Genomic DNA, 17,264 nt, shown 5'->3' with positions numbered 1-17,264 from the left:
GCTCACAGGCCCGTCCAGCCCCTCTGTGGGGGCCGCGCAGTCTCACGCGGCCCCGGCAGGCTCAGTCCGTCTCGGGCTGCCCGGACCTCGCCACGGCGGCGGGGGTGTGCTCGGCCTCGACGGTGTACGTGGTCGTAGCGCGCACGAGCCGGAACGGACGCTGAGGCGCGGTGCTGACTGCCGACTCGTAGCTATCGCTGGCCCAGTCACGGTCGTCGTAGGTGGCACCCCAGCTCGCCCAGTTGTCGCGGCGCGGGGACTCGACCGTCCAGGCGTGAGACGGCGAGTGCGCCTCGTTGGCGTATTGCTCCAGCACGGTGGTCGCGGCGTCGGGTTCCGGGCAGTCGGCGTTGCTGCACGTGGGGTAGCCGCCGGTCCCAAGGAACAGGCTGGCGTGCTGGCAGGCGGGGCAGTTGCCCTTGACGAGCGGGAGTCCGGAGGCGAGCGGGGCGGTGGACGACGGGAGCGCCTCGCCGTCCTGTGCCGGGTCCTGCTGCGCCTCGCGCTGGGGCAAGTGCAGCTCGGGCCGGTCGCAGCAGACGTCGAAACCCCCGTGGCAGTCGGACTCCACCCGGGCGCTGGTCGGGCAGTAGTAGTAGCCGGCGCCCGGACGGCACACGTGCGCGTCCTGCTGCGCCTCGCCAGCCAGACGGCGCAGCTCGGCGATATCGGCGCGCAGGCGGGCGTTCTCCTGGCAGGCGATCTCGTAGTGCCGCTTCTCGTCCTGGAGCGCACGCCCGGCATTCACGGCGAGCGACGCCAGTTCGGCGGCCTGCTGGTCGGGCGCGGGCAGCACGGTGGCGGCCTTTGAGTCGGCTTTGGGCCCGGTCTGGCTGGGCAGGGCGGGCTCAAAGACGGGCAGCACGGCGGCCAAGTGCTCGGCCACTGCCTGCCGTGTCCCCCGCGGCAAGTGATGCGGCCCGCCCTGAAGCCCGGCGAGAGCGGCGTCGATCCGGTCGCGAAGGTCGCTGGCCCGGTCCGCGGGCGGGGACACGACGGCCGGCTGGTGGGCGGACGGGTCGCCGCAGCAGTCCTGCGGGTGGCATCCGGGGGGCAGGTCGGTCATCGGGCACCGCCCATCGCGCGCTGGCAGCCGCGGCAGGTGACGGCCGTGTCGTCGTCCATCCAGTGGTTGGTGCTGTCCTCGGGCAGGTAGTACCCGCAGCCGGTGACGCGGTTGGCGCTGCCGTTGACATGCCGTGCAGCGTGTACGTTCCGGCCGCCGTGCAATCGGACGCGGTACGGGTGGTCGGTCTGGGTCATGTCTGCTCCTGTGAGATGGTCGGTGCGCCGGCCCGGGCGGAATGCCGCCGCCCGGGCCGCGCGCGAGGGGTGGGTCACGGCCGGCGGGCGGCGGTCTCGCAGCCGGGGCAGTCGTCTACGTGTTCGGGGTCGTCGCTGTCGTCGGCGACGACGTGCGCCACCACGGCGGCGGCCAACCGGCGCAGTTCCCCGGCGGCTCGCGACAGTCCATTCGCGTACAGGTCGGCTACCGGCGGCGCGAGCATGGTGGCGCGCAGGTGGTCGATCCCAGCGGCGCCCTCGGTCAGCGCGGCGGTGCGCGCGGTGGCGAGTTCGGCGCGGAGGGCGATCAGTTCGGACTCGCGGCGAGCGGCCAGCTCGCCGTACTCGCGGGCACGCTGGCGCGCCTTGTCCCGCTGCTGGGTGAGCTTCCCGAACGCGGGCCGGACTGCGGCGGCGGCCTCGCGGGCGACGCGTTGGAGGTCGGCCTCGTCCCAGTCCCAGCCGGGCCCGTAGAACGGGGCGGCGATGGTCTCTTCCAGGTCGATGTCGGTGTTGACGTCGTCGCGGTAAAGGGCGCGGAGGGCGTTGTCGCGCAAGTGGGTCATCTCGGCGAGTTCGGCGCGGAGGCGCTCGATCGCGCCGCGCATCTTCTTCATCGCGGTCTCGTCCTCGCCGTGCCAGCGGATCAGCTTCGCGATCTCGGCTTGCTGCTCGCTCGCGTCGGCGCGGAGGCGACGGATCTCGTTGGCCATGGCGTCGACGTCCTCGCGGGCGTGGACCATCAGCTCCCAGTCCGCTTCGGTGAAGTCGCCGACGTCCGAGCGGTGGTAGTCGTAGTCCTGCGGTTCCCCGCCAGTCCGAGCGATCCGCTCGACAGCGAGTTCAGTCAGCTGTGGGGTGACGACGCCGGTGACGTACTCGCCGTGGTGGCAGTAGCCGTCGGAGCAGTCGCACTGCTCGCGAACGAGGCGCCACGGTCCGGGGGTGGCGGCGTTGGCGCGGGCTTCGATGGCGTCGAGGTCGAGCTGGTCGTGTGGCATCGGGTCTCCAGGGGTGTCGGGGCGGTCAGGCGGAGGGCTGGCGGGTGTTGTGCTCGGGGCATGCGGTGCCACCGTTGGGGTCGACCCAGCCCATCTCCAGGCGGGCCGTGTCGGCGTCCTCACGGGTCTCGTAGTAGCCGTCCATGACGCCCCAGCAGACGTCGCACTTGACCTGGTACTCGGCGGTAATCGGCATGGCTGTCTCCGTGTCTGGGTTGTGGTGGCGGCGGTCAGGCGGTCAGGCGGCGGGGGCGATCCCGGCTTCGATGGCGGCGCGGAGCCATGCCTCGGCTTTGTCGGCCAGGTAGTCGCGGATGCTCGGGTCGAGGGTGTTCCAGGGCTTGCTGGTCGCGGTGGCGTTGTTGCGGTAGTGGGCTTCGGCGAGCTGGCGGATGCGGGGGTCGGGCGTGCTGGTCACGGCGTGCTCCAGGGGTGGGTTGGGGTGTGGTGGTCAGGCGGCGGCCTGGCGGGCGTTCTCGGTGTCGGTGGGCCGTGGGGCTCCGGGTGTTCCGACGGCGTGGCAGAGGGCCGTCCAGTGGGCGTCCTGCTGTTGCGGGGTCCAGTGGCTACCGGGCGGTGGCGGTGCGGGGCGGGTGGGTGTGGCTTCGGCGTAGATCCGGCCGAGCTTGTCGGCGGGTGGCAGGCGGAGGGCGTGGCGGGCGCGGGCGACGGTGGACGGGTCGCAGTACAGGCGTCGGGCGATGTAGGCGTTGGTGTGGCCCTCGCGGATGAGGGCGGCAATGTCGGCGCGAACCTTCATGCGGCGGTGGCCTCGGCTTCCTGGTGGCGGCGGTGATGGACGGTGTGGCGGGCGCAGCCGACGTCGTGGCAGGGCACGGTGGGCTCGACCTGGCATTGGGGGCAGACGGCGGTCTGCTGCGCCCAGGCGGACACGCGGCGGGGGTGGGGTTCGGGGAGGTGCCGGCCGGTGGTGCGGAGCCGGCAGGGTTTGCCTGCGGTGGCCGTGCAGTGGGGGCAGGGAACAGTTCGTGCGGGGTGGGTGGCTGTGCTGTGGATGAGGGCGCGGAGGGCCGGAGGCATGGGGGCGCCGGGCTTGCGGGCGGTCATCGGGCGTCACCGTTCTCCGGGGCGGCCATGTGGCGGAAGGTGGCGAGAGCGGCCTCGTCCTCGTCGGTGAACTCGTTGCTGCGGGAGGCCATGACGTCGGCTGCGAGGTTGAGGGCGAAGGTGAGGAACTGGCGTTCCTCTTTCGTCAGGCCGTCGCTCAGGTTCTGGGCGCGGTGGGCGTCGAGGGCGTCGTTCACCTCGGGCTGTGACCAGACGGTCATGTTGCCGCGGTCTCTGCGGATCATGAGCGTCAGGCGCTCGCGGGCGTTCATGCGGTCTCCTCGGTGCGTGGCTGGAGGGCGGCGGTCTCTCGGTTTTCGTGGGGTGCGCGTTCGCGGCCGTTGCCGGTGCGGCAGGGGCGGCCGGTGGGGGCTCGGCAGTCGGGGCAGGTGATGCCGAGGGGGCCGGGCCGGCGGACGGTGGTGTGCTCGCGGGGGATGTCGCGGCCGATGCCGGCCAGCAGCTCGGCGACGGGCCGGCGCTTCAGCTCCTGGCCGTCGGCGGCCCGGGTGCGCTGCTGCCGGACGGCGGCGAGGTAAGCGGGGACGTTGTCGGGGTCGGCGTCGGGGATTTCTGGGGGGAGGCCGGGGCCTTGGATGTCGGCGGCGGTGTCGGCGCGGGCCTTGAGCACGTGCTGTCGGATGTCGGCGGGCATGATCCACCGGGTCTCGACCGCGTAGTGCGCGGTGACGGCGGCCTTGGCGGCGTCGAAGGTGATGTCGTGGAGGACGGTGTGCCAGGCGAGGACGTCGGTTTCGCCGAGGGTGCGGCGGTCGAACGCGGCGGCGAAGGAGAGGAGCGCGGCGGTCTCGGCGGGGGTCATCGGGCGGTCTCCTTGTCGTTGCCGTCGCCGCAGATGGGGCACGGCTGCGTCTCCAGGTCGGTGCAGACGATGCAGTCGTGTCCGACGCCGTCGGGGACTTCGGGGGTGTCGCTGACGTCCCAGCCGCAGAGGGCGGTGTTGGGGTCGCAGCAGTAGACGTGGGTGGTCTCGTTGTCGTAGCCGGTGGTGTCGGCGACCGGGGCGGGCGCGGTGGTCATGCGGTGTCTCCTTGTTCGAGGCGGCGGAAGTGTTCGACCAGGGCGAGGCCTTGGGCTACGCGCTCGTCCGTGGTGGAGCGGCGGAGCGGGGGCTGGCCGGGGAGGGCGACGACGTTGCCGGGCGCCGGCTGGCGGAGTTCGGCAAGGGCGAACTGAAGGGTGCCGCCCGTCACGGGCTTGGAGAGGGCGCCGAGACGGTCGAGGGCCTGCCAGAGTTCGGCTACGTCGATGCCGTTGCTCAGGGCGTCGGTGATGGCGCGCTGGATGGTGCGCTTGCCCTGGGCGGTGGTGTGGCCGTACTGCTCCCACCACTTCGCGAGAAGTGCTTCGGCGGGTGTCGGCTCGGTGCGGCGTGCGGGGAGGTTCCTCTGACGGTTCTCTGTTGGTTCTATAGAGGGTTCGGGTGAACTTTGGACGGGGTTTCTGGTCGCAGAGTTCGGGGTTTCTGCTTCAAAGTTCGGGGTTTCTGTCGCAGAGTTCGGGGTTTCCTGTGCCGATACCCCGTCGTTTGTGCGGGGTTCCGGGCCGGTTACCCCGTCAGATGTGCGGGGTTTCGGGATGATGCGGTAGCGGTTCGAGCGGTGCCGGCCGCCACCGTTCTCGATGTCCAGCTCGCCGATCTCCGCGAGGGTGGCGATGGCCTTCTGCACTGCGCGAGGGCTGAGCTTCGTGCGCTCGGCGAGGTCATCAATGGACGGCCAGCAGCAGCCGTTGTCGTCGGCGCGGTCGGCCAGGGCGAGCATCACGAGCCGGGCCCCGTTGCGGGACTCGGACCGGGTCCACACCCAGTTGGTGACCTTGAAGCTCACGGGTTCTCTCTTCGCGTTAGTGCTGGTCAGGGCATGTCGAGTAACGCCCCAGTTCAGGGCGGATGTTCGAGCGCCTTGCCTGCCCCTGATTCTAGCGCAGGGTGTATAGTCACCCGCAATACATTCGACATACGGGTGAGTCGCAGGGGGTGTGTAGCCACTGACAAGTCAGCTACGCTGTCGACATGACGACGAAGGGAACCCCGGGCCGCATGGTCCGCATCGATGACGAGGTGTGGGCCGCGTACGGGCAGCTGTGCGAGGCGGAGGGAACCTCGCGCGCCGATGACATCCGTCGTCACGTCCACTCGCGCGTTGCCGCGTGGCGCAAGCAGCAGGCCCGTCAGAGGGCGGCTCAGCGTCGGCTCGACAACCTGCTCGACTCCGAGTCCTGACACCGTTCCCCTCCCCTTCTCTCCGGGCCCCGCACCGTGCTGGTGCGGGGCTCTGCTGCGTGCGTCAGGCGTCGGCTTCGGTGACGGGTCCGTGGTCGGCGACGAGGACCCGCCAGCGGATGAAGTGGGAGCCGGTCGCGGTCCAGCGGGCGCCCTTCCTGGACCAGCGGCGCCCGGTCCGATCGGTGACCGCGCGCACGTCGGCCGGGGCCTGGAAGCTGCCGGGCCCGTCGGGGTGCCAGGTACGGGCGGCCATCACGCGATCCGTCCTGCCTGTGCCGCGCGGGTGCCGCGCCACACGGACACCGCGGACCGCTCACCCGTCGGCCGGCTGGACCGCTCGAACGCGACGTGCTCGATCACCCGGTCCCGGACCAGGGACTGTGTGAAGTTGCCCCAGTCGGCGCGCGGGTTCGGCGGCTCGGGGAGCTGGTGCTCGTCGGCAACCTCGTAGGTGGTGAACCGGCGGCCCGACCGCGCGGCGGCCACGAACGCCGGGCGGACGGCGTCGACCCACGAGTGGTAGTCCACGGCCGGCGCGGGCACGGTGCCGTCGAGCGCGGGCTGGACCGGGGCGGTCACAGCACACCACCGCGGGCGCGGATCCGGACGCCGGCCTCGATCAGCAGGGTGCGGGTGGTGCCGTAGGAGTAGCCGATCTGCCGGGCGACCGACTGGATGGTGCAGCCCTCCGTGTAGAGGCGGGCGGCCTTGGTCCGCAGGTGTATTCGGGCGGCGCCGGTGATGGGACGGCCGGTCATGGCGTGGTCTCCTCCTGCTGGGGGCGGGGCTGGTACGGGGGTGGTGGTTCGGGGAGGCCCGCCGCCCGCCAGGGGCTGTGCGTGGAGCACAGCCACCCGGCGGGGTACAGGCGGACCGGGCCCTCGTGCGGGGCCGGTATGTCGCAGACCGGGCCGGCAGCGGCGTCCATCAGGCCGCGTGCCGGCCGGCCCGGCGTCGGCCGCGGTGGGTGCGGAGCTGGGTTTGCGTCATCCCGCCCCACGTCCCCCACCACTCGCCGTGCTCCAGGGCGTAGGCGGCGCACTGCTGCCGGACGGGGCAGCTGATGCAGACCTTCCGGGCTTCGTTGACGATGTGAGTGTTCTCCGAGAAGAAGTCGTCCGGGTTGGCGTCGCGGCAGGCTGCTTCGTCTCGCCAGTGCCGGGCGCGCTCGGGGTCGGGGACGGAGCCGATGTAGTGGGTCATCCTGCTACTCCGAAGATCGCTGTGAGCTGGGTGTTCAACCGGTCCCGCATCGGCCGGTCCTCCAGGTGGTCCGGGCGCACGCACGGCTCCCAGCCGCAGCCCGGCCGCACTGGGCCCACCGCGGGTCGGCCGTGCAGCCGCTCGAACGCGGCACGGCGGGCGCTGACACGGCGGCCGTCGACCCGGAGGACGGGACGCCCGCCGCGGACCCTGCCGACCCACCGCGTGTGGCCGCCGTCGGCGGGCTCGGTGGACGTGGCCCACCTGGTCTCGAAGCTGACCGGCTGCGGCATCTCGGTGACAGGGAGGCCGAGTTCGGCGCGGATTCGTGCGACCCGCGCGCTGTTCACGCTGTGACGGAGGCTGATGTACCGGTCGGAGTGGCCGGCGGTCAGGAGCCGGACGATCTCCTCCCGGCTGGTGAGCGGCTTGACGCCTGGCCCCAGCCGGTGGTGGCCCTTGCGTGGGGTGACCGCGGAGTCGGCGACGCAGCTCGGGGCGACGCATCCGGGGTGGGTGCAGGTGACGTGCGCGTACCCGATGGGTTCGTGCCCGGCGCGGATCTTGTAGGCGATCCGTAGGGCGCTGTGGGACGTCCGCTTCCAGTGGATGATCGGGACGCCTTTGGTGTTGCGCGCTCCGGTCCACTCGATGTGGCCGCCGTCGACGGGGCGGGTGCGGCGCCAGTAGAAGTCCTCCAGGCTGCCCGCCGCCTTAAGGCCGCCGCGGACCTTGGGGAGGCGGAGCAGGGTGCGGGCGCGGGTGACGCTGCCGGTTGTGACGCCGAGCTGGCGGGCTATCGTGCGGTCCCCGTACCCGGCGCGGAGCAGAGTTTCGACATCCAGACGGACGCTCATGCCGCCACCGCCTCAGGCTGGCGTCGCAGCCTTGCGATGCGCTGCTCGGCGTCCGGCTCGCGGTTGGCGTTCCACTCGCAGCGGAGGAGCCACTCGCGGCCGATCCACTCCGTGTATGCGGGCGGGATGGCCTCGGTGAGTTCCTCGTGAACGTCGGTCCACCAGATGCCCATGGCCTGCTGCATCTCTGTGACGTTGCCCTTGCCGCCGCCCTTGCCGTAGGCGGCGATGTAGGGGCCGTTCCGGTAGATGCCGTGCCGCCATCCTCGGACGGGGCCGCGGTGCTTTCGGTGTGGCAGCGGGACGACCTTGTTGCCGCCGATCCAGCCGAGTTCGAAGTCCCGGTGCCGGATCACGCCGAGCCCGAACATCTCCCCGCACAGGGCCAGGTCACGCCGCAGAGTGGACCCGGGGACGTTCTCCATGACCCAGTCGACGCCGTACCACTCGCACAGCTTCCGCATCTCGGGGATGAGGTCGACGTACTGGCGGCCCTTGTTCGTGCCCTTGGTGAGGGCGGTGTGGGCCTGGCAGGGCGGGGAGGCGTGGACGAGGTGGAACTCTTGTCCCATTTCGCGCATGGCGTCGAGTGCGTCGCCCTCGATGAACTCGAACGGGTAGCGGGGGCGGGGTTGGATGTCGACGCCGATGACGTCGAAGCCGGCGAGCCAGTAGCCCATGCCCGCGCCGCCGGCGCAGCAGAAAAGATCGAGAACTCGGGGGCGCTTCATGCCGCCACCCCCGCGGCGAGTTCGTCCAGCTTCAGCTCGACGTACGGCTGCCGGGCCCCCGGCCTGTCCTTGCGGGCGGTCAGCCGCCAGTAGCGGCGCCCGCGCGGGAGTTGCTCGGCAAGGACCGGGACCGCGCCGATCATCTGCGCGAGGTCCCACAGCGCGTTCCACTCCGCGGGCGGCAGCGCGCCGGACCGCTTGCACTGGACCAGCAGGATCTGCCCCGGCTTGATCGCGACCAGGTCCACCTTGCTCTTGGAGCCGGCGGTGCGGAGGACTTCGTAGCCCTCTTCGCGAAGGTGGGCGCGGACGCGGTGCTCCAGCGCGCGGCCCTTCTCGTAGTTGCTGGTCATGCTGCCCTCCCAACGTGATCACGGCGCTGCACACCAGAGGGCGTCAGGCCGAGGGCTTCGAGGACGAGACGGCAGTCCGCGACTCCCTTGGAGCGAGCCGCGACAGCTACTGCGGCCTGTGCCTCTTCACGGCTCCAGTGCCTGGAGGCCGAGTGGCGTCGCGTGTATGCACGCTGCTTGGCGGCGTGCGCGTTGCGGCAGGCCTGGCAGGGCTCCTCCCCTTTGCGGAGGTGTCGCTGGTAGGCGCCGTCCGTGCCGCACGGTGCGGGCTGGAGGATAGGAGGCGGTCCGTCAGCGGGCCTGCCGTGGTAAATCCATCGGGCGACGCAGGTCCGGCACCAGCCGTGGCCTCCGTGCTCACGGCTCTTTCCGCACGCAGCACAGTTGATGAGGCGACGGTGCTTCTTGCTGCTCACCGGCCCTCCCCGGTGAGGTGGCCAGCGTCGCAGCGGACCGCGGTCCCGTGCACCGTCGCCGGGGCCATGGCGGTGCAGGCCGGGCAGTACGCCCACTGCTGGATCGCCGCAGCCCCGTACTGGCGGGCGTGTCGGGCGCGGGCCGCCGCGGGGCTGACAGCCCAGCGGACGGCGGCGGTGGCGATGACGAGGGCGCCCATGAGAGAGGCGACGCCGAGGGTGATCTCCGGGGTCACGACGCGCTCTCCTCAACCGGCTGGAGAGCGGCGAGCTGCGCGCGCAGCACCACGATCTCCTGCTCCTGCGCGAGGTTCGCCGCGTGGAGGGTGCGGACCTGCTCGTCCAGCGAGCGCCGGGCCCTCTCCAGCAAGCTGAGCTGCTGCGCGACCCGGGCGTCACCCACGGCGGGCTGCACCGAGACGGGGGTGTCCGGGTGTTCGTCCTGGAGGTGCTGGAGCTGGGAGCGGAGGTCATCGCGCTGGCCCTGGAAGCGGGCGATCGTCGCGGCCTGCTGCTCGATCTTCGCCTCTGCCACCGCCCGGCGACCCGTCTCCACGGCGAGCGCGCGCTTCAGGTCTTCGTACTTCGACTTGGAGACCAGCATCACCGGCCACCGCCCGTCACCGCGTCGAAGACGTCACGGGCCCAGCGGGCGTCGCCCAGCGCGGTGTGTGCCACGTCGTCTCCCGGCGGCTCCACACCAACCGCGCGGGACAGATCGCGCGACGAGAACGGGAAGCGGGGGAAGTCGTGCGGGAAGAGGAAGTCGCCGCCGTAGGCGCCGCTCGCCGCCTGCCCATACCGGTAGCCGGCGGCGAGGGTGGCAATGTCGATGGGCCGGTAGTGCCACTGCGCCGAGCCGGGGCCGAGCAGTCGGCGGAGGAACCGGTCATCGAAGCCCGGGTTGCTGCCGACCATGACCGCGCCACTCAGCACGTCCATGACCGCGGCCACGGCCTCGGACCGTGTCATCGGCATGACGGGCCCGTCCTCGTAGCCGGTCCAGGCGGCCTCGGCGTGCGGCGGCACGACGAACCGCTCAAGGTAGCGGCCGATCTTCAGAGACTCGGGGTCAGCGGTGGCCAGGTCGGGGCGGACCTGCCAGACGTACTCCGTGTCCGTCGGCGTGGAGTCATCGAAGTCGCGGAGGATGATCGCGACCTCCCAGACCTCGCCGACCTCGGCGTCCAGGTGGGTCGTCTCGGTGTCCACGAAGGCGATCGGGATACGCGTGTTGTTCATGGGCTGTGGTCTCCTTGGGAGGGCCGCCCCGCACTGCCCGCGGGGCGGCCGTACGTGTGCGGGCTAGAACGGGGGCTCGTCGCTGTAGCCGAGCGGAAGGTCGTAGCTGAACGGCTGACTGCCGTTGAGGTCTTCGGCCCGGCGCTCGACGTGGCCCCTGAGGTCGAGCCCGACCCGGCGGAGTTCGTCGGTAATGCTGCGGGCCCACCTACGGACGGCGTCGTTCTCGCCGTCGACCAGCGCTTCAGCGACGTGTCCGGCGATAACCGGGATCGCGGCGGCCAGCGTGTCGGCGGGCGTGACATGCCCGGCGAGGTTGAGGTTCCGCAGCGCGGTCTCGACAGCCGGCGAGTACGGCTTGCCCGGGATGCGCGGGCCGGGCGCCGACGCGTCGCCGTCCATGATCTCGGCGGGCGCGAGCCAGCTCACGGCATTTCGCCACTCGTTGATGTGAGGGCCGTCGCCGACGTACCGGTCCGCAAGCTGGTCGGCAGCGGCGGCAGCCTGAGCGGCGGCGAAATGGGCTTGTGCGGCCATCAGGTGGAACGCCGACGCCGTCGGGTCAACGGGCCTGCCTCCGGGCTTGTTGAGAAGCTCGGCGGCGCTCATGTGCTGCTCGCCCTCGCGGTAGTGCTGCGGCCCGTTCACGCGTCACCGCCAGGCTGCGTCACGGTCGGCCAGCCGGTGGGCTGCTCGCCCTGCTCCTGCTGCCACAGACCGTCGCCGTCCTGCTCGTCGGAGCCGGACTCGTGATCCGGGCCGGTCTCCGCAGGCGTCGAGGCTGGCGCCGGGGCGGCGGTGATCGCGGCGACGGACAGCGGGGCCGCGGCGGGCCGTACCTCGTAGGTGGTGTGGTTGGCGTCGCGGAGTTCCTCCGACGTGTACGGCACGGCGTGCAGCACGTCGGAGGCGATCAGCCGGCACAGCTCGCCCGTGGCCCGAGCAACGAGCATCGTCTGCGGCTGCTTCTTCCACTCCGGCTTGTTCACCAGGCCCAGGAGCGCCGCGCGGGGCATGGTCCAGGTGACCGTTTGCCAGTCCTCGTCATCGGCCCGACGACCGCGCATCACGCAGTGCTCGCCGTCGGACTCCACGAGCTGGATCTTGTGACCCTTGGACTGGACGAGACCGCGCATGGCGTGCGCTCGCAGAGCCGGGGTGCCCTGGATGATGTCGAACGCCTTCAGCGCGGCCATCGGCGGCAGTCCGATCTCGTTCCCCGCGAGGATCACCGCGGTGACTTCCTCGGGCTTGCCGCGGAGCTGGCCGGCGAACGGGGTCTTGGCGATGGAGACGGCGATGTTGGCGACGACGCGGGCCTCTTCGGCCCAGATCACGAGGGCGCTCTTGGTGGTGACCTGCTGCGGCGCCTGTGGCTGGGTGACGACGGCTTGCTGCTCGTCGCGGGTGGCGACTTCGGTGGTCACTTCAGGTACTCCTCGGCTTGGCGGAGGGTGTCGTAGGAGGGCATGGAGATCGTGGGGATCTCGGTGACGGGGCCGGTCCAGTCGGGCCAGATGCCGGTTCGCTCGCAGTCCGCGTAGAGGCGGAGGGCGCGTTGGTTTCGGGCGCGGCCGATGTCCCGGTCCTGCTGCGCGAGTTCGCGCACCGTGATCAGGTACGGGGCCTGCTTGGACTGGAAGACGAAGACGAACCGCACGTCGGCCGGGTTGAGGGCGACCCAGATCCCGTCGGTGTAGAACGCGTCCTGCTGGTGGTACGAGTGGTCGCGGATCGCCCGAGAGACGGTCTCCGGGTCAGCCGACTTGATCGTCTTGTAGTCCGCGGCCAGGACCAGCCCCGGGAGTTCCTTCAGCCAGTCCGGGCGGACCCGGCAGCGGACGCCGGTCTCCCGGTCCGTCCAGAAGATCGACAGTTCCGCCCGGCCGGTGCCCGGCGTGAACAGCGGGCCCGCGATCGGGTGGCGGCGGACCGCGTCTGCCATCGCCTGGACCTGCTCACCCTCGTGGGCGAGCAGCGGGACGGCACCGTCGTAACGGATCGCGTCGCGTTCCTCGCGGGCCGCCTTCGTTCGCCAGTCCTCGTACTCGGTGAAGACCAGCTCCTCACCCACACCGAGGACCAGACGGTGCGCGGCGTGTCCGAGGTCGAACTCGCGCTTTGGGGACGGCGGGTTGTCGCGGTCGTACTTGAACTGGGCGGGGCAGCCCGGGGCGAGGAGGGCGCGCAGCCCGGACGAGGAGATCGATGTGCGGTCGGCGTGGTACTGCTCGGCAGTCAGGTCGTCCCGGATGACCGGGCCGGCGGCCGGGGCCTGCGCCCCGGCGTCGGTCGTGATGGTCACGCGCAGCCGTCCTTCCTGAGGGTGAAGTAGCGGCCGTCGGACGGGCCGCGCTGAGCGAGGTAGCCGCGTCGAACCAGTTCGGCCAGGTCGCGGCGGGCGGTGCCCCGCTGGACCGGGCCGCCCGTCACACGGCGCGTCTTGTGCAGGCGGCCGGCGGTCCACTTCCCGGGGTGATCGCGGATGGTGGTGAGGAGCTGCGCGAAGCGGTCCTCGCGGCTGGACTGGGTGCTCACGCGGCACCCCCGGGGGTCCATCCCGGGTAGTCGGCCTCGCACGAGCACGCCTCGGGGTGGTCGCAGGCGAGCCGGGCGAACACCGGGTCCGTGTCGTCCACCTGGTGTCGGGCTTCGGCGGCGACGCCCTCGGCGAGACGCTGCTCCCGCTGCCGAGCGACCAGCGCGGTGATCTCGGGCTGAAGCGCGGTCATCGGGACTCACCCGCCTCATTCGCTTCGGCCTGGGAGGCATCGGCGATGACCTGCAACTGGGCGATGAGCTGGGGCAGGCCGGCCAATGGGACCGTGGAGCCGTTCGGGTCGGTACGGAAGTAGATCCCGGGCACGTTGTCCGGCATCAACGCGGTGCTGATCAGGAGCCGGTCGCCGTCGATGTCGGTGTGCTTGTAGGCGCTCTCGTGCGGGATCGCGCCAGCGGGCTGGAGAACGACGCGAATCTCGTTCATGCCGCACCTGCCTCGCGCTGGGCGGGGACGGGGCGGGGTGCGGCGATCTCGGCGAGCCGGTCACGCAAGCGGCCAACCTGCCCGCCGTACACGGGGATCAGCCCGTCACCGAACGCGCCGAGGTACTTCTCCATCCGCGCGTCGAACTCGTGCCGCGCGGCCGAGTCCGGGCCGCCGTGCTGCGCCGACCGCAACAGCTCGTACATGTCGGCGAACTCCTCGGTGAACCCCTCCGGGTCCTCGTACGCCTGCGAGAACAACTCCGCGAACACCGCGCGGACCAGGAACGCGGACACGTCCAGGTCGGCACCGGACTCGGTACGGACGACGCGGATCGGGAACGGCCCGTCCACGGGAGTCGTGATGTCGGTCATCGAGTGGTCTCCTCGCCGGGTGCGGTGTTGTGGGCGTGCTGCGCCTCGGCGATCGCCCGCCACCGGCCACACGTCGCCTCCACCTCGGTCAGCGCGACCTCGGCGGACGCGTGGGTGATAGCGGACGCGGCCAACTCGTCCAGGAACTCCGCGAGGTCCTCGCAGTCCATGAGCCGCGCCCACGGCAGGGCCGGCGGATACGACGTGCGCTCGACCATCCCCTCCGCCGCCGCACGAACCTCCGCGACCAACTCGGGCGCCCGCTCCTCGGCCTTCTCGCACCACGCGAGCACCGAGTCCAGGCAGCGGGACAGGTAGGCCAACTCCTCCGCGATCGTCGGCTCCGCACCGACATACCGCGCGCGCTCCGCCTCCAGGCCGGCGATTCGGTCCCGCTGCTCGCGCAGCGCCTCGGCCGCCTCGGACAGCGAGGCATTCGTGGCGTGCCGCTCTGCCTCCAACTCGGCGACCCGGGCCCGAAGCTGCCGCCGGCCGCGCTGCGCCGACTTCAACGCCAGCCGCAGCCGCGCGGTGTCCAACGCCCCCTCGTACAAGGAGAGGGACGCGCCGGTCAGGTCGTCGTGGGCACGGTCGAGCTCCAGTTTCCCGGGCAGCGGGGATCGTGCGGCGCGACGGGCGAGCATCCGATCCTTGACCTGCTCGTCGGTGGGGCGTTCCCACGCGTGCATGCCCACACCGCTGATGTACCGGCTGCCATGCCGCCGCTTCACCACACCGCAGTGCGCGCAACCGAACGGCTCCGACACCCGCTCGCGGATCAAGTCCCGCTCACGGCGAGCCTGCGCCGCCTCGCTCTTGGCCGCGTCACGCTCCTCGTTCAGTTCTGCGATGCGGAGATTCGCGACCGCCGCCAGAGATCCATCGATCCGCTGGTTCGCCTCACGCTCACGCTCGATGCGCTCGTGCATATCCAGCTCGCGCCTCATCGCGGTGAGCGACGCCGACTGCATGTCGGCCAAGCACCACGGGCAGATCCGGTTGTCACCCTTCGGCCGCAGCCACGTCGGGTGCCCGGGCTTCTCGCAGGCCGCCGACACGCGGCCATCCAGGTCACCCAGCTCCAGCGCCCGATACGCCGCCATCTCGGCGGCCACCTCAGGCGACTGCAACATGCACGCCGCGTCCAGATCCGCCGCGACCCCCGCCGCCGTCTGCTTCCCGTTCACCTGCGACCGGTGGATCAAGTCCGCCGCCGCACTCACACGCTTCGCGTTCACGCCGCCACCCCCTGCGGGGCGAACTCGGCGTGGACCCGCTCGATCGCCGTGAGGTACTGCTCCTGCTGCCACGGCAGCCAGGACGCCCAGTCCGGACCGAAGTCGGTCATGAACTCCCGGTCCACCTCCGCGAGGCGGGCCTCCTCCAAGTCCTCCGCACGAACCATCCGCAGCGCACTCATGCCGCCACCTCGTTCGCGTCCGCAGCCGCCTCCAGCACCGCGACGGCGCTCTCCCTGGTCCGGCCCTCCACGTCGCCCCAGGCGTCGACGTGCTCCTCCAGGGAGAAGATGTCGCCGTACTCCGGGCCGTCGTTCAGGCGCAGCGCCAGCACGGCGATCGCGTCGTCCGCCAGCGGCGACCACGTGTGCGGGTCACCCGACACCGCGCACTTCAGCGCCGCGACGATGCTCATCGGCCGCAGCGCGTGCGGCACGTCCATCTCCCGGTCGAACGGGTCCGGGACGTAGTCGCCCTGCCAGAGCCCGTTCGCCGCGACGATCCGCGCGGCGGCCCGGAACACCGCCGGGACGGTCGTCGGCCGCGCCTGCGGCGACAGGTGCAGCGGGAGAACCCTGCTGCGGATCTGCAATGATGTGGCCACGGTGGCCTCACTTTCTGTGTGGTGGGGTGCGCCGGTCGCGGGGCCGTCAGCCGGGCAAGGTGGGCGGCCCTTCGGCGCGTTCAAGGGGTTGGTCAGGCGGCGACAGCAGCCCGCGAGCGGGTGGTCGGGCGCCGGCGGGGCCGCGGCATCGAGCGGCCCTGACGCGGGTCACCAGCACTGCGGATCAGGTGGATCTCGGCGCGCTGCTCCCGGTCCGTCACGATCTTTCCGTTGACACCGTTCCGGCCGCAGAGGTGCGGGTTGGCACGCACCAGGCGCCGGATCCAGTTGGTGCTGGCGTGCAGTACGTAGGCCGTCTCCTGCACGGTCATGTACTCCTGGTCCGGGTCGGCCGGCGGCTGCGGCCGGTGGTACCAGCTCTTGTCCGTGGGCACGGGTCATTCCCTTTCGGCAGGGTGAGGAGGGTCCTCGGTCGGGCGAGGAGGCGTGAGCCGTAGGCGTTCGTCGGTCGCGTTGAGGGCTTTGCGGAGGCGCCGGTACGTCTTGGGGCCCATGTGTCTGCGGGTGCCGTTTTCGAGGTGGCTGACGTAGCGGGGGGTTATGTCCGCGCGTCTGGCCAACTCGGTCTGAGTCAGGCCCGCTTGCATGCGCTCCTCGCGGATCGCGTCCCCGTTGACCTCGTAGGTCAGCGGTTGGTGCATGCCTCGAGTTAACCTTAGTTGACCCTAGCTGTCTAGCCCTCGGTGGACTTTTCTGACCTTAGATGACCCTGTGGCCAGAGCATCACTGGATGTAGATGACCCGCTCCTCACGGAAACCGGCCGTTTACCTAGGTGGAACTAGCTGGAACTGGTTGGACCTGAGACCATGTCGACATGGCCACCCCCGATCTTGACCGTCTCGCGAAGCACGTGAAGGCGCACCGACTGGCGCAGTACCCGTCACGCGACACAGCCGCCGCCACGGCAGGAGTCACTCGCAACACGTGGAAGCGCGTCGAAGAAGGCGAGCCCGTCCGCGAGTCCACCTATGCCAAGGTCGACAAGGCTCTCGGCTGGGCGATCGGCAGCTGCACTGCCATCACGGAAGGTGGCGAGCCAGTACTGGCCGGCGGCACGACAACGTCGTCACCCGATCCCGCGCCGCGGATGACCGAGAAGCAGGCGCGCGACATGGCGTGGGACACCGCGAGGGCAACCCTGCCGACTGCCCCAGTTGGCGAGCTTGACACCTTCGTGAACGAGCTTGTGGAGAACTTGCGAAGAGCGGGGATCGTGACGGATGGCTCCTGACTAGGGGCGTTCTTCCGTACAACCTTTTCGCCGTGACCAAAACGTGACCTCATTGAGCTGATGAAACCTCAACAACCCCCTCCCGTTCGCATGTTCGGCATGCGAGGCTGATAGGACCCACCCGCGGAGGTCCCAAGCCACATAAGGGGGACCGGTGAGTAATGTCATCTATCTCGATCTTGGGCCGACCAGCTTCGGCTATCCGACCCAAGTAGCAGGAGAGAAGGTGTGCGTCCTGTCCTCCAGGGCTGTCGAAGATCGCGCTATTCAGGGGCGCGTGAGGCGGTTCATGAAGGCACAGGGCCGGGACTGTGAAACCTGCGGCGGCTGCCCGATAGGTCAGGCATCGTAGAGACAGTCCAGCGGAGGCGATGGCGGCAGGGGTGCCCGCCACGCCCCCAACTCA

35 protein-coding genes are annotated in these 17,264 nt (G+C 70.9%); 2 read left to right on the top strand and 33 right to left on the bottom strand.

Going from position 1 to position 17,264, the window contains the following annotated elements; genetic code table 11:
- Nucleotides 1-61: 61 nt before the first annotated feature.
- The 11 genes from SCK26_RS34810 to SCK26_RS34760 form a co-directional block, all read right to left on the bottom strand.
- Entirely contained in the window at nt 62-886 is an 825-nt protein-coding gene (locus tag SCK26_RS34810) for a hypothetical protein (RefSeq protein WP_318205355.1), read from the bottom strand.
- A gap of 176 nt (nt 887-1,062) precedes the next feature.
- A complete protein-coding gene (locus tag SCK26_RS34805) occupies nt 1,063-1,263 on the bottom strand; it encodes a hypothetical protein (protein WP_318205354.1) in 201 nt (66 codons plus the stop codon).
- Between the two features lie 74 nt (nt 1,264-1,337).
- On the bottom strand, nt 1,338-2,285 hold the full coding sequence (locus SCK26_RS34800; RefSeq protein WP_318205353.1) for a hypothetical protein: 948 nt from the start codon (nt 2,283-2,285) through the stop codon (nt 1,338-1,340).
- A 25-nt stretch (nt 2,286-2,310) separates the two neighbouring features.
- Complete coding sequence (locus SCK26_RS34795; RefSeq protein WP_318205352.1) at nt 2,311-2,481, bottom strand: hypothetical protein; 171 nt, start codon at nt 2,479-2,481, stop codon at nt 2,311-2,313.
- A 42-nt stretch (nt 2,482-2,523) separates the two neighbouring features.
- On the bottom strand, nt 2,524-2,703 hold the full coding sequence (locus SCK26_RS34790; protein ID WP_318205351.1) for a hypothetical protein: 180 nt from the start codon (nt 2,701-2,703) through the stop codon (nt 2,524-2,526).
- 33 nt (nt 2,704-2,736) lie between these two features.
- Nucleotides 2,737-3,045 (bottom strand): helix-turn-helix domain-containing protein, encoded by a 309-nt coding sequence (locus tag SCK26_RS34785; protein ID WP_318205350.1) that lies wholly within the window; start codon nt 3,043-3,045, stop codon nt 2,737-2,739.
- Nucleotides 3,042-3,353 (bottom strand): hypothetical protein, encoded by a 312-nt coding sequence (locus SCK26_RS34780; protein WP_318205349.1) that lies wholly within the window; start codon nt 3,351-3,353, stop codon nt 3,042-3,044. The genes SCK26_RS34785 and SCK26_RS34780 overlap by 4 nt, the downstream gene beginning before the upstream one ends.
- A complete protein-coding gene (locus tag SCK26_RS34775) occupies nt 3,350-3,625 on the bottom strand; it encodes a hypothetical protein (RefSeq protein WP_318205348.1) in 276 nt (91 codons plus the stop codon). The genes SCK26_RS34780 and SCK26_RS34775 overlap by 4 nt, the downstream gene beginning before the upstream one ends.
- Entirely contained in the window at nt 3,622-4,176 is a 555-nt protein-coding gene (locus SCK26_RS34770; RefSeq protein WP_318205347.1) for a hypothetical protein, read from the bottom strand. The genes SCK26_RS34775 and SCK26_RS34770 overlap by 4 nt, the downstream gene beginning before the upstream one ends.
- Nucleotides 4,173-4,394: a hypothetical protein gene (locus tag SCK26_RS34765; protein WP_318205346.1), complete on the bottom strand. Its 222-nt coding sequence runs from the start codon at nt 4,392-4,394 to the stop codon at nt 4,173-4,175. The genes SCK26_RS34770 and SCK26_RS34765 overlap by 4 nt, the downstream gene beginning before the upstream one ends.
- Complete coding sequence (locus SCK26_RS34760; RefSeq protein WP_318205345.1) at nt 4,391-5,203, bottom strand: helix-turn-helix domain-containing protein; 813 nt, start codon at nt 5,201-5,203, stop codon at nt 4,391-4,393. Before SCK26_RS34760 ends, SCK26_RS34765 begins: the two co-directional genes overlap by 4 nt.
- Before the next feature lie 185 nt (nt 5,204-5,388).
- On the opposite strand from SCK26_RS34760, the gene SCK26_RS34755 reads away from it, so the two are divergent.
- Entirely contained in the window at nt 5,389-5,598 is a 210-nt protein-coding gene (locus tag SCK26_RS34755) for a hypothetical protein (RefSeq protein ID WP_318205344.1), read from the top strand.
- Between the two features lie 64 nt (nt 5,599-5,662).
- Here the strand turns inward: SCK26_RS34755 and SCK26_RS34750 are convergent, their stop codons facing one another.
- From SCK26_RS34750 to SCK26_RS34645, 22 genes are all read right to left on the bottom strand, one after another.
- Nucleotides 5,663-5,854: a hypothetical protein gene (locus SCK26_RS34750; RefSeq protein WP_318205343.1), complete on the bottom strand. Its 192-nt coding sequence runs from the start codon at nt 5,852-5,854 to the stop codon at nt 5,663-5,665.
- Nucleotides 5,854-6,180 (bottom strand): hypothetical protein, encoded by a 327-nt coding sequence (locus SCK26_RS34745; RefSeq protein WP_318205342.1) that lies wholly within the window; start codon nt 6,178-6,180, stop codon nt 5,854-5,856. Before SCK26_RS34745 ends, SCK26_RS34750 begins: the two co-directional genes overlap by 1 nt.
- Entirely contained in the window at nt 6,177-6,359 is a 183-nt protein-coding gene (locus tag SCK26_RS34740) for a helix-turn-helix domain-containing protein (RefSeq protein ID WP_318205341.1), read from the bottom strand. The genes SCK26_RS34745 and SCK26_RS34740 overlap by 4 nt, the downstream gene beginning before the upstream one ends.
- 169 nt (nt 6,360-6,528) lie before the next feature.
- The gene (locus tag SCK26_RS34735; RefSeq protein ID WP_318205340.1) at nt 6,529-6,804 is read right to left on the bottom strand and encodes a WhiB family transcriptional regulator; all 276 of its coding nucleotides are present in this window, start codon (nt 6,802-6,804) and stop codon (nt 6,529-6,531) included.
- Nucleotides 6,801-7,661, bottom strand: a complete 861-nt coding sequence (locus SCK26_RS34730; RefSeq protein ID WP_318205339.1) for a hypothetical protein — start codon at nt 7,659-7,661, stop codon at nt 6,801-6,803. The genes SCK26_RS34735 and SCK26_RS34730 overlap by 4 nt, the downstream gene beginning before the upstream one ends.
- Entirely contained in the window at nt 7,658-8,392 is a 735-nt protein-coding gene (locus tag SCK26_RS34725; RefSeq protein ID WP_318205338.1) for a DNA methylase, read from the bottom strand. The genes SCK26_RS34730 and SCK26_RS34725 overlap by 4 nt, the downstream gene beginning before the upstream one ends.
- Nucleotides 8,389-8,745: a restriction endonuclease gene (locus SCK26_RS34720; protein WP_318205337.1), complete on the bottom strand. Its 357-nt coding sequence runs from the start codon at nt 8,743-8,745 to the stop codon at nt 8,389-8,391. The genes SCK26_RS34725 and SCK26_RS34720 overlap by 4 nt, the downstream gene beginning before the upstream one ends.
- A 412-nt stretch (nt 8,746-9,157) precedes the next feature.
- Nucleotides 9,158-9,397, bottom strand: coding sequence for a hypothetical protein (locus SCK26_RS34715; protein ID WP_318205336.1), 240 nt, complete (start codon nt 9,395-9,397; stop codon nt 9,158-9,160).
- Entirely contained in the window at nt 9,394-9,765 is a 372-nt protein-coding gene (locus tag SCK26_RS34710) for a hypothetical protein (protein WP_318205335.1), read from the bottom strand. The genes SCK26_RS34715 and SCK26_RS34710 overlap by 4 nt, the downstream gene beginning before the upstream one ends.
- On the bottom strand, nt 9,765-10,403 hold the full coding sequence (locus SCK26_RS34705; protein WP_318205334.1) for a hypothetical protein: 639 nt from the start codon (nt 10,401-10,403) through the stop codon (nt 9,765-9,767). Before SCK26_RS34705 ends, SCK26_RS34710 begins: the two co-directional genes overlap by 1 nt.
- A gap of 63 nt (nt 10,404-10,466) precedes the next feature.
- The gene (locus tag SCK26_RS34700; RefSeq protein WP_318205333.1) at nt 10,467-11,051 is read right to left on the bottom strand and encodes a hypothetical protein; all 585 of its coding nucleotides are present in this window, start codon (nt 11,049-11,051) and stop codon (nt 10,467-10,469) included.
- Nucleotides 11,048-11,830, bottom strand: a complete 783-nt coding sequence (locus SCK26_RS34695) for a hypothetical protein (protein ID WP_318205332.1) — start codon at nt 11,828-11,830, stop codon at nt 11,048-11,050. The genes SCK26_RS34700 and SCK26_RS34695 overlap by 4 nt, the downstream gene beginning before the upstream one ends.
- Nucleotides 11,827-12,708 (bottom strand): PD-(D/E)XK nuclease-like domain-containing protein, encoded by an 882-nt coding sequence (locus tag SCK26_RS34690; RefSeq protein ID WP_318205331.1) that lies wholly within the window; start codon nt 12,706-12,708, stop codon nt 11,827-11,829. Before SCK26_RS34690 ends, SCK26_RS34695 begins: the two co-directional genes overlap by 4 nt.
- Nucleotides 12,705-12,941: a hypothetical protein gene (locus SCK26_RS34685; protein ID WP_318205330.1), complete on the bottom strand. Its 237-nt coding sequence runs from the start codon at nt 12,939-12,941 to the stop codon at nt 12,705-12,707. The genes SCK26_RS34690 and SCK26_RS34685 overlap by 4 nt, the downstream gene beginning before the upstream one ends.
- On the bottom strand, nt 12,938-13,135 hold the full coding sequence (locus tag SCK26_RS34680) for a hypothetical protein (protein ID WP_318205329.1): 198 nt from the start codon (nt 13,133-13,135) through the stop codon (nt 12,938-12,940). The genes SCK26_RS34685 and SCK26_RS34680 overlap by 4 nt, the downstream gene beginning before the upstream one ends.
- Nucleotides 13,132-13,389 (bottom strand): hypothetical protein, encoded by a 258-nt coding sequence (locus SCK26_RS34675; RefSeq protein ID WP_318205328.1) that lies wholly within the window; start codon nt 13,387-13,389, stop codon nt 13,132-13,134. Before SCK26_RS34675 ends, SCK26_RS34680 begins: the two co-directional genes overlap by 4 nt.
- On the bottom strand, nt 13,386-13,763 hold the full coding sequence (locus tag SCK26_RS34670; protein WP_318205327.1) for a hypothetical protein: 378 nt from the start codon (nt 13,761-13,763) through the stop codon (nt 13,386-13,388). The genes SCK26_RS34675 and SCK26_RS34670 overlap by 4 nt, the downstream gene beginning before the upstream one ends.
- Nucleotides 13,760-15,001 carry a hypothetical protein gene (locus SCK26_RS34665; RefSeq protein WP_318205326.1) on the bottom strand — a complete coding sequence of 414 codons (1,242 nt, stop codon included), beginning with the start codon at nt 14,999-15,001 and terminating at the stop codon, nt 13,760-13,762. The genes SCK26_RS34670 and SCK26_RS34665 overlap by 4 nt, the downstream gene beginning before the upstream one ends.
- Complete coding sequence (locus tag SCK26_RS34660; RefSeq protein ID WP_318205325.1) at nt 14,998-15,183, bottom strand: hypothetical protein; 186 nt, start codon at nt 15,181-15,183, stop codon at nt 14,998-15,000. Before SCK26_RS34660 ends, SCK26_RS34665 begins: the two co-directional genes overlap by 4 nt.
- Nucleotides 15,180-15,605 carry a hypothetical protein gene (locus tag SCK26_RS34655; RefSeq protein ID WP_318205324.1) on the bottom strand — a complete coding sequence of 142 codons (426 nt, stop codon included), beginning with the start codon at nt 15,603-15,605 and terminating at the stop codon, nt 15,180-15,182. The genes SCK26_RS34660 and SCK26_RS34655 overlap by 4 nt, the downstream gene beginning before the upstream one ends.
- A 92-nt stretch (nt 15,606-15,697) precedes the next feature.
- On the bottom strand, nt 15,698-16,000 hold the full coding sequence (locus SCK26_RS34650; RefSeq protein WP_318205323.1) for a DNA-binding protein: 303 nt from the start codon (nt 15,998-16,000) through the stop codon (nt 15,698-15,700).
- A gap of 3 nt (nt 16,001-16,003) precedes the next feature.
- Entirely contained in the window at nt 16,004-16,267 is a 264-nt protein-coding gene (locus SCK26_RS34645) for a helix-turn-helix transcriptional regulator (RefSeq protein ID WP_318205322.1), read from the bottom strand.
- A 174-nt stretch (nt 16,268-16,441) separates the two neighbouring features.
- Here SCK26_RS34645 and SCK26_RS34640 point away from each other — a divergent pair, with 174 nt between their 5' ends.
- The gene (locus tag SCK26_RS34640) at nt 16,442-16,858 is read left to right on the top strand and encodes a hypothetical protein (RefSeq protein WP_318205321.1); all 417 of its coding nucleotides are present in this window, start codon (nt 16,442-16,444) and stop codon (nt 16,856-16,858) included.
- Nucleotides 16,859-17,264 lie beyond the last annotated feature (406 nt).

This window comes from Streptomyces sp. SCL15-4, assembly GCF_033366695.1.
GTDB lineage: Bacteria > Actinomycetota > Actinomycetes > Streptomycetales > Streptomycetaceae > Streptomyces.
This window is presented reverse-complemented; position numbering and strand designations above follow the sequence as displayed.

What these genes read in the sequence shown, in the direction of transcription:
- SCK26_RS34705 (WP_318205334.1), bottom strand. Translation starts at nt 10,403, where the DNA reads ATGAACAACACGCGTATCCCGATCGCCTTCGTGGACACCGAGACGACC.
- SCK26_RS34770 (WP_318205347.1), bottom strand. Translation starts at nt 4,176, where the DNA reads ATGACCCCCGCCGAGACCGCCGCGCTCCTCTCCTTCGCCGCCGCGTTC.
- SCK26_RS34640 (WP_318205321.1), top strand. Translation starts at nt 16,442, where the DNA reads ATGGCCACCCCCGATCTTGACCGTCTCGCGAAGCACGTGAAGGCGCAC.
- SCK26_RS34645 (WP_318205322.1), bottom strand. Translation starts at nt 16,267, where the DNA reads ATGCACCAACCGCTGACCTACGAGGTCAACGGGGACGCGATCCGCGAG.
- SCK26_RS34785 (WP_318205350.1), bottom strand. Translation starts at nt 3,045, where the DNA reads ATGAAGGTTCGCGCCGACATTGCCGCCCTCATCCGCGAGGGCCACACC.
- SCK26_RS34750 (WP_318205343.1), bottom strand. Translation starts at nt 5,854, where the DNA reads ATGGCCGCCCGTACCTGGCACCCCGACGGGCCCGGCAGCTTCCAGGCC.
- SCK26_RS34740 (WP_318205341.1), bottom strand. Translation starts at nt 6,359, where the DNA reads ATGACCGGCCGTCCCATCACCGGCGCCGCCCGAATACACCTGCGGACC.
- SCK26_RS34735 (WP_318205340.1), bottom strand. Translation starts at nt 6,804, where the DNA reads ATGACCCACTACATCGGCTCCGTCCCCGACCCCGAGCGCGCCCGGCAC.
- SCK26_RS34755 (WP_318205344.1), top strand. Translation starts at nt 5,389, where the DNA reads ATGACGACGAAGGGAACCCCGGGCCGCATGGTCCGCATCGATGACGAG.
- SCK26_RS34725 (WP_318205338.1), bottom strand. Translation starts at nt 8,392, where the DNA reads ATGAAGCGCCCCCGAGTTCTCGATCTTTTCTGCTGCGCCGGCGGCGCG.
- SCK26_RS34795 (WP_318205352.1), bottom strand. Translation starts at nt 2,481, where the DNA reads ATGCCGATTACCGCCGAGTACCAGGTCAAGTGCGACGTCTGCTGGGGC.
- SCK26_RS34720 (WP_318205337.1), bottom strand. Translation starts at nt 8,745, where the DNA reads ATGACCAGCAACTACGAGAAGGGCCGCGCGCTGGAGCACCGCGTCCGC.
- SCK26_RS34775 (WP_318205348.1), bottom strand. Translation starts at nt 3,625, where the DNA reads ATGAACGCCCGCGAGCGCCTGACGCTCATGATCCGCAGAGACCGCGGC.
- SCK26_RS34800 (WP_318205353.1), bottom strand. Translation starts at nt 2,285, where the DNA reads ATGCCACACGACCAGCTCGACCTCGACGCCATCGAAGCCCGCGCCAAC.
- SCK26_RS34765 (WP_318205346.1), bottom strand. Translation starts at nt 4,394, where the DNA reads ATGACCACCGCGCCCGCCCCGGTCGCCGACACCACCGGCTACGACAAC.
- SCK26_RS34660 (WP_318205325.1), bottom strand. Translation starts at nt 15,183, where the DNA reads ATGAGTGCGCTGCGGATGGTTCGTGCGGAGGACTTGGAGGAGGCCCGC.
- SCK26_RS34680 (WP_318205329.1), bottom strand. Translation starts at nt 13,135, where the DNA reads ATGACCGCGCTTCAGCCCGAGATCACCGCGCTGGTCGCTCGGCAGCGG.
- SCK26_RS34730 (WP_318205339.1), bottom strand. Translation starts at nt 7,661, where the DNA reads ATGAGCGTCCGTCTGGATGTCGAAACTCTGCTCCGCGCCGGGTACGGG.
- SCK26_RS34670 (WP_318205327.1), bottom strand. Translation starts at nt 13,763, where the DNA reads ATGACCGACATCACGACTCCCGTGGACGGGCCGTTCCCGATCCGCGTC.
- SCK26_RS34780 (WP_318205349.1), bottom strand. Translation starts at nt 3,353, where the DNA reads ATGACCGCCCGCAAGCCCGGCGCCCCCATGCCTCCGGCCCTCCGCGCC.
- SCK26_RS34805 (WP_318205354.1), bottom strand. Translation starts at nt 1,263, where the DNA reads ATGACCCAGACCGACCACCCGTACCGCGTCCGATTGCACGGCGGCCGG.
- SCK26_RS34675 (WP_318205328.1), bottom strand. Translation starts at nt 13,389, where the DNA reads ATGAACGAGATTCGCGTCGTTCTCCAGCCCGCTGGCGCGATCCCGCAC.
- SCK26_RS34710 (WP_318205335.1), bottom strand. Translation starts at nt 9,765, where the DNA reads ATGCTGGTCTCCAAGTCGAAGTACGAAGACCTGAAGCGCGCGCTCGCC.